Genomic DNA, 4,539 nt, shown 5'->3' with positions numbered 1-4,539 from the left:
GCCCGAACTGCGTGTCCACTGCACGTCGGTGACCGAGCAGTGGGCCACCGTCGCCCTGGTCGGCCCGGACCCGTCCCTCACCTGCGGGACCGGCATCCGCGACGGCGCCACCCGGATCACGGGCTCCTTCAGCCCCGAGGAAGCCCGCGAACTCGCGCTGCTCATCAACGGCGGTGCCCTGCCCGTGCCCGTCGAGACCGTCGAGCAGCGCACCGTCGGCCCCACCCTCGGCGCGCAGGCCATCACCGCCAGCGCTTGGGCGGCGGCCATCGGCACCGGGCTGACCTCGCTGTTCATCATCGTCGTCTACCGGCTGATGGGTGGCCTGGCCGCCCTGTCCCTGGCCTGCTACGGCCTGCTCTCCTACGCCGCCCTGGCCGCCCTCGGCGCCACCCTGACGCTGCCGGGCCTGGCCGGTTTCGTGCTGGCCATCGGCATGGCCGTCGACGCCAACGTGCTGGTCTTCGAGCGGGCGCGCGAGGAGTACACCGTACGCCGCCGACCCAGTATCCGCTCGGCGCTCGCGGCCGGCTTCCGCAACGCCTTCAGCGCGATCGCCGACTCCAACATCACCACGCTGATCGCGGCCGCCCTGCTGTTCTTCCTCGCCTCCGGTCCCGTACGCGGCTTCGGCGTCACCCTGGGTATCGGGGTGCTCGCCTCCATGTTCAGCGCCCTGGTCATCAGCCGGGTGCTCGCCGAGTTGGCCGCGAGCCGTCCGGGCGTGCGCCGCCGCCCCCGTCTCACCGGCATCGCCACCATCGGCGCGGTCCGCGAGCGCCTCACCCGTCGCAACCCTTTCCTGATGCGCCGCCCGCGCCGCTGGCTGGTCACCTCCGCGGCGGTGCTCGCGCTGGCCGGCTCGGGCATCGTGGTGCGCGGCGTCGATCTCGGCGTGGAGTTCACCGGGGGCCGTCTCATCGAATACACCACGAGCGCCCCCGTCGACCCCGGCCGGGTCCGTACCGCGCTCGCCGACGCCGGGTTCCCCCGGGCGGTCGTGCAGTCCTCCTCAGACACGGGTCTGACGGTGCGTACGGATCCGCTGACCGACGCCGAGGAGGCCGAGGTCACCGGGGCCCTGCGCGACCTCGACAGCCGGGCGGACAAGGCCCGCGACGAACTGATCGGTCCCAGCCTCGGCAAGGAGCTGCGCCAAGGTGCCCTGATCGCGCTCGCGGTGGCCCTCGGCGCGCAGTTCGTCTACCTCGCGGCACGCTTCCGCTGGATGCTGGGCTCCGCCGCGGTCGTCGCGCTCCTCCACGACGTGGTCATCCTGATCGGGGTCTTCGCCTGGCTGGGCAAACCGGTCGACGGGGTCTTCCTCGCAGCCCTGCTCACCGTCATCGGCTACTCCGTCAACGACTCCGTCGTCCTCTTCGACCGCGTCAGGGAACTGACCCGGCGGGGCCCCGGGTCGCCGTTCGCCGGCACCGTGAACCAGGCGATCCTGCAGACCCTGCCCCGCACCGTGAACACCGGCATGGGCGCGGCGTTCACGCTCACCGCGCTCGCCGTGCCGGGCGGCTCCTCGCTCACCGACTTCGCCCTGGCCCTGCTCATCGGGCTCGCCGTCGGGACGTACTCCTCGGTGTTCACCGCGGCTCCCGTCGCGATCGGGCTGCACGAGCGCTTCCGTCCCGGAAAGCCGTCTCGGGAGGGCGGGCCGGTCACGAAGTGAGACGGTCCAGCGCGGCCAGGACCGGGGCCACGCCGTCCGTCCTCCCCGGCCAGGTCGCGCGCCAACTCCCGGGCGCCAATGCGGTGGTGAGGGTCGCCGCCGGGGCGCGGGGCGGGGCGGGGGCGAGGGTGTCGGCTGTCAGGCGCCGCAGGGGGACGGCCTCGGGGGCCGTCCCCAGGGCGACCAGGCCCGCCGACCAGAAGAAGCCCGTCGAACTGCACCGGCACCGGAAATCGTGGGACACCCGCGCGCAGGACGGCGGCGGTGGTGCCGGCTCCGGCGTGGTGGACCACGGCGGCGGTGCGGGGCCCTTGTCACCGCGGGCCCGTCATGTCCCAGCCGGACGGCCGCGGCCGAGGCCCTGCGCCGCACATCCGGATCCGCGTCGCCCATCAGCAGCGGCAGCACGTCCCTGCCCGCCTCCGGGATGCCGAGCCGGCCCAGGGCCAGGGCGGCGGCCGCGCGTACGCCGGGGGCTGGGTCGCCGGCCGCATCGACGCGCACACCGGTGTGCTCGGCCCTGCCGATCCTCCCCAGCCCCTTCAACGCCGCAGCGCGCCGCTCCGGCTCCGAGCGCGCCGACTCCCGCAGGAAGAAGGCGATCTGATGGTCCGCCCCCATGGCCACCCCCGAAGAGGTAGACCGTCGAGGCGAGGGAAGGTTGACCGGAGCCTGTGTCCATCGGCTGCGGAATCAATCGGTGGACGGCGCGGGCTTCGTGTCGGCCGGTCGCCCGGTGCCGGAACGACCCGGAGCCGGGGCCTCCACCACGCTGTGATGGTGGAGGGCCCGGCTCCCGGGTGGCGTGGTGGATCAGGACGACTGGGCGCTCTGGTACAGGTTCTGCGCGTCCGTGCCGAAGTACGGGCCGTACATGGCGTTCGGCAGGAAGTTGTACTTGAAGCTGTTCACCGAGGACTGCAGGCCGGTCCCCGTGGCCTCGCTGAACTGGGTGAACCAGGGGCCTCCGCTGGAGCCGCCGGTCATGTTGCAGGTCAGACCGTGGTCCTTGGACAGCAGGAAGTCGCGGGTGGTGGTGCCGCTGCAGTAGATGAACTTCTCACCGTCGTAGGGTGCGGCGGCCGGGAAGCCGAAGGAGTACATCGCCTTGTTGTAGCCGGTGTTGAAGGCCAGACCCTGGCCACCGACGACGTCGGTCAGCTTCTGCCCGTCCAGCGGGGCGACCACGGCCGCGCCGATGTCGTAGTTGATGTCCTCACTGGCCGTCCACTGCGGCGTGGACAGGGTCTTGGCCGCGGTCCAGGTGCCGTACGGGCGCTGTCCGTCGTGGTAGCCGGGCACGAAGACCCAGTTGGTGTGCCAGGCGCCCTCCAGCTTCACGCAGTGGCCCGCGGTGATCACCGTGCTCTTGTTGGCGCTGGTGACGGCGTTGCCGGAGCAGGACGCGGTGCGGCCCTGGTAGCTGAAGAAGACCCGTCCCGCGGTCTTGGCGACCGCTCCCCCGCCGGACCAGGGTCCGCCGCCGTGCGGGAAGGCCAAAGGGCCCGTGGCGGAGGTCGGCGCGCTGGGGGCCACGACCGTCGCCTTGCCCTTGCGAGGCGCCGGTGTCCGTACGTCGGAGCGGTCGACGGTCAGGAGGTCGAGCGGGGTGGCCTCGCGCATCCGCTGCGGGGTCCAGAAGGCCAGGGCGCGTTCCTGCACCGAGGTGGTCATCACGCCGGGGTCCGGTTCGGCACTCGCCGGGGCGGCGGTGACGCCGGTCGCCAGGAGCGCGGCGACGCCGGCGAGCGCGCCGAGGACGGACCGGCGGACGCGGGTGGTGCCACCGGTGGAGCGAGCGCTGCGGGATTTGCCCATCACGCGGTCTCCTTCTGCTGTGGGGGCCGGGTGGCGGGAAGCCCGTCCACCCGGTCAGGCAGGGGTGTCACTGCGGACAGTCAGTGGGCAGCGTGCCACCGGAAGACCGAGATGGACAGGTGCATGTCATGACGTTGGCCGAAAGTGCACGCCTCCTCCGCGAGGGGCGCGTCGTGCGGGTACAGAAGAACCCGGCCTCACGGCGGAGGCCGGGTTCGAGATGCGCCTGGTGTCAGAGGATGGGGCCGGGGCCGCTCGGGCCGTCGCCCGGCTGGACGCGGCCGCGCCATGCGCCGGATTCGACTCCGCGCTCCTCGATGTACTGCTTGAAGCGCTTCATGTCACCCTTCACCCGGCGGTCGATCGTGCCCAGCATCTCGCCGGCCTTCTCCATGGCTCCGCTGGGCTCGACATCCATCACGAGCTCCACCCTGGTGTGCGTGTCGTCCAGGCGCTCGAAGCGGACGGAACCCCGCTGGTGGGTGTCTCCGCTGGTCGAGCGCCAGGTGACCCGCTCGTCGGCCAGCTGGTCGACGATCTCGGTGTCGAACTCTCGCCGTACCCCGCCGATCTTGGTGGTCCAGTGGTTGTGGCGGTCGTCCAGTTGCCTGACCTCCTCGACGCCCTCCATGAAGTTCGGGAACTCCTCGAACTGCGTCCACTGGTTGTAGGCGGCGTGGACGGGGACGTCGACTTCCACGGTTTCCTTGATGGTGCTCATCTGAATGCCTCCGTATTCACTGATCGACTGCAGGAGGCCCATCGGCCCACACAGGTCCGGGCCCGCGGAGGCCGGGTACCCGGGAAGCCCCGGTTGCCACATCGGATGCGATCAGACGGTGGTCGTCGCCGTTTCGAAGCGGAAGCCGTGGCCGATCCCGGGGGCCAGTGCGTGGTAGTGGCGGAAGTTGTAGATGAGCGGGCTCCAGCCGGCGGGGTCGATGTGCTGGGTGCCGGGCACGACGATGTGCTCGGCGGCGTGAACGCGCAGGACCTCGCACTCGACGGTGACGAAGAGGCCCGCGCCGCCCGGGGTCAGC

Annotated in this window: 3 protein-coding genes and 3 pseudogenes; 1 reads left to right on the top strand and 5 read right to left on the bottom strand. The window is 71.8% G+C overall.

What is annotated here, in order from left to right:
- A partial coding sequence (gene secF / locus ABZ281_RS39300; protein ID WP_356662782.1) for a protein translocase subunit SecF occupies positions 1–1,681 on the top strand: 1,681 nt, incomplete at its 5' end.
- Here the strand turns inward: secF and ABZ281_RS39295 are convergent.
- The 5 genes and pseudogenes from ABZ281_RS39295 to ABZ281_RS39275 all read right to left on the bottom strand — a co-directional run.
- A pseudogene (locus ABZ281_RS39295) lies at positions 1,671–1,989 on the bottom strand (glycosyltransferase); the annotation flags it as partial. The gene secF and the pseudogene ABZ281_RS39295 overlap by 11 nt on opposite strands.
- A gap of 52 nt (positions 1,990–2,041) precedes the next feature.
- Positions 2,042–2,302 (bottom strand): annotated as a pseudogene (locus ABZ281_RS39290) (HEAT repeat domain-containing protein); the annotation flags it as partial.
- A 192-nt stretch (positions 2,303–2,494) separates the two neighbouring features.
- A complete protein-coding gene (locus ABZ281_RS39285) occupies positions 2,495–3,499 on the bottom strand; it encodes a peptidase (RefSeq protein WP_356662781.1) in 1,005 nt (334 codons plus the stop codon).
- A gap of 232 nt (positions 3,500–3,731) precedes the next feature.
- The gene (locus tag ABZ281_RS39280; protein WP_356662780.1) at positions 3,732–4,220 is read right to left on the bottom strand and encodes an SRPBCC family protein; all 489 of its coding nucleotides are present in this window, start codon (positions 4,218–4,220) and stop codon (positions 3,732–3,734) included.
- A gap of 111 nt (positions 4,221–4,331) precedes the next feature.
- Positions 4,332–4,539 (bottom strand): annotated as a pseudogene (locus tag ABZ281_RS39275) (flavin reductase family protein); the annotation flags it as partial.

This window comes from Streptomyces sp. NPDC006265 (assembly GCF_040613555.1).
GTDB lineage: Bacteria > Actinomycetota > Actinomycetes > Streptomycetales > Streptomycetaceae > Streptomyces.
Note: the sequence above shows the minus strand (reverse complement) of the source record. Positions and strands in the feature narration are given on the sequence as shown.